At 73.4% G+C, this 3242-nt stretch carries 1 protein-coding gene; it reads right to left on the minus strand.

Annotated elements, in window-relative coordinates; all coding sequences use genetic code 11:
• Nucleotides 1-3242: beta-ketoacyl synthase N-terminal-like domain-containing protein (locus tag SACXIDRAFT_RS21695; RefSeq protein ID WP_006236381.1), on the minus strand; the 3242-nt coding region annotated here is incomplete at both ends.

Raw genomic sequence — 3242 nt, forward strand, 5'->3', positions numbered from 1 at the left:
GCCGGCCGACTCGATCCGCCGCCGCGCCAGCGCGGGCCTCGGCAGCGGGATGCGGCGGCCCTGCTGTCCCTGCTGACCCTGCTGCTCCGTCCACGCCGCGAGCACGACGTGCGCGTTCGTCCCGCCGTCGCCGAAGCTGTTCAGCGCGGCCACCCTCGGCCCGTGCCACGGCGCCTCGGTGCGCTCGAACCGGAACGGCGAGGCGTCGAGATCGATGTGCTCCGGTGGTTGCTGCCCGCTCAGGTACGGAACGCGCCGTCCCTTCTGGAGCATCATCGCCACCTTGATCAGCCCCGCGACGCCCTCGGCGCACTGCGGATGGCCGATGTTGGGTTTCACCGAGCCAAGCACACAGTCCGCTGTGGACTCCGCGCGGTACACAGCTCTGATGGCCTTCAGTTCGATGAGGTCGGTGACCGGTGACCCGGAGGCGTTGGCCTCCACGTAGCCGACCTCGCCGGGACGGTAACCGCTCGCGGCCAGCGCCCTCGACAGCACCGCCTGCTGGGTGAGGAGGTTGGGCGTGGCAGGACCCACGGTGCGGCCGTCGTTGTTCACCGCGATTCCCTTGATCACCGCGATGATCCGGTCGCCGTTGGAGGCGGCGTCGGACAACCGCCGCACGACCACGACACCCGCCCCCTCGGCAGGCACGAACCCGCCAGCGCGGCGGTCGAAGGCGTGGAACTCCGGTGTGGGAGTGAGCAGTCCCCGCTGCGCGAACACCTGGTGCGCCGCTGGCCCCTCGATGAGCGTGACACCGCCGACCACGGCGGCCTCGATCTCCCCCGCGCGCAGGGCCTGCGCCGCGAGGTTCAGCGCGACGAGCGCCGACGAGCAGGCCGTGTCCACCACCACGCTCGGTCCGCGCAGGTCGAAGTACCGGGACACGGTGGCGGCGAGGTAGTTCTGCCCGAGCACGACGGGATTACGGCTGGCGAGCACCCGCTCCCGCGCGGGAAGCCGCGCTGAGCGGCCCCCGATGTAGACGCCGATCTCGGCACCCTTGACCTCGTCGGTGCGGTATCCGGCCTCGCAGAACGCGAACAGCGTCTCCTCCAGCAACAGCAGCGCCTGCGGGTCCATGGCCGCCGCGTCCTCGTCGCCGATGTGGAAGTACGCCGGGTCGAATTCCCTGGCGGCGTCGGCGAGCAGTCCCGCGTGGAAACCCGCGCCGGAGCTGTCACTCTGACCCGGCCAGCGGCCCGGATCGACGGGGGCGATAGCCGACCGGCCCTGCGCGAGCAGGTTCCAGTACGCATCGGGGTCGGACGCTCCGGGGAACCGGCACGACAGGCCGACGATCGCGAGGTCGGTGTCTCGAATGTCCGGCACCGCCGTTCCCTGTGCGGTCACGGGGTCGGTCGTCGCGGGGTCGCCTGTGTTCTCCGCGCTCTCCGGGTATCCGGCGTTCCCGTCGTACGCGGCGTTCCCGTTGGCCGCCAGGTTCCCGTCGCTCATCGAGTTCCCGTTTTCGCCGGTGTTCCCGGTCGTTGCCGCGTTGTCGCCGACCTTGGCGACCACCGTCGGCGCCGGGGCGATCGCCGCGGCCACGGGACGGGTCTCACCGAACTCCGCGCGCACGACGTCGGGGAACGTCGCCGCCAGCCAGTCGCCGAACCCCGCGGCGGTCGGGTGCTCGATCAGGATGGACGGATCAAGTTCGACCCCGAGCCGGGAGGCGGCGGTGCGGGTCAGTTCGACGAGCGTGATCGAGTCCGTGCCGTAGTCCTGGATCGGGGTGTCGGCGTCGAGCCGGTCGCGGTCGAACTCGAACCGCTCGGCGACGAGGTCGAGCAGCCACTCCGCGACGGCGGACGCCTCCCGCCCCGTGCCGTGCTTGATCGCTTCCGCCTGCGCGTGGCCGGCCTGGCCGCCGAGTCCTGCCGCGCCTGACTGTGAAGACGGAGCCAGCGGAGATGACGGCACCGTCGGCGCGGCTGCGGTGGCCGCCTGTCCCGAGAGCACGCCCAGCCGGCCGGCGGGCCGGTCGTCGGCCGGCACCACGGGCAGCACCACGGGGCCGACCGCGCCGGAGGCCGCGAGGTCGAGCACCCGCAGGCCCTCACGCTCGCTCAGCGGCGCCAGTCCCGCCGCCTGGTACGCGGGGCCGGTTCCGGCCGCTCCCATGCCGATGCCGTCCCAGCTCGGCCACCGCACGCTGACCACCCACGTTGCCGACGGCCTGCGCGCGAGGTGGTCGAGGTGGCTGTTGGCCATCGCGTAGTCGCTCTGCCCCACGGCGAGCGCGGGCAGCGCCGAGGCCACCGACGAGAACAGCACCACGAACCGCACCGGGTGGTCGCTCGCCACGTTCTCGACCGCGCGCAGCAACGCCTCCGCACCGTCCACTTTGGGCGCGAGCACTCTGCGCACGCTCGCCGGGGTCTTGCGCGTCCACGACAGCGTCTCGGTGTCCACGACACCGGCCGCGTGCAGCACACCGCCGATCGGTCCCGCCTCACGGAGCAGGCCGGTGAGGGCCTCCTCGGTCGCGGTCTCGTCCAGCGGCAGGGATTCGACGCGGACGCGGGCTCCGCTCGCGGCGAGGTCCAGCAGGCCGCGCAGTTTGCGCCCGAGTGCGTCGTCGTGGCGCGACCGGGCCTCCCACTCCGCACGGCCGGGCAGCCGGTCCCTGCCGATCAGCAGCAGGTCGCGCACGCCCCACGCGGTCACCGCGTGGCGGGCCGCCGCGAGTCCGACGCCGCGCGTGCCGCCGGTGACCACCAGTACCTCGCCCGGACCGAACACCGGTGGGGCGACGCTCGCGGGAGTTTCCTCCCTCAGCACCGGCCGCCACCGCCGCCCTTCCCGGTACCGCACCCTGTCGGCGGCATCCCCGGCCCGCAGTTCGGTGAGCAGGTGCGCCGCGGCGGTGGCGTCGTCGAGGGTATCGAGATCGACGTGGGTGGAACGCACCCTCGCCGACTCGTGGCCGAGCATCGCGTACAGCCCCGCGACGCGGGTCGCGTGGGGAGCCGCCGAGTCCAGGTCGCGGGTGACACCCAGGACGCGCGTGGCACGAGCGCAGACCCGCTGCACCCACGGCAGCCAGGCGCCGAGGCCGGTTCCCGCAGCGCAGCCGGTGAGGTCCACCACCGTGCCTGCCTCGACAGGGCTCTCCTGCGGCGCGGCCGGGTCCACGACGGTCACACCGGGCAGTGCGCGGGCGAGGTGCTCGGCGATCCCCGCCGTGGCGGGGCCGGACAGCACCGCGATCCGCCCGAGTGCGGGCTCCGCCA

It is taken from the genome of Saccharomonospora xinjiangensis XJ-54, assembly GCF_000258175.1.
Classification (GTDB): Bacteria; Actinomycetota; Actinomycetes; order Mycobacteriales; family Pseudonocardiaceae; genus Saccharomonospora; species Saccharomonospora xinjiangensis.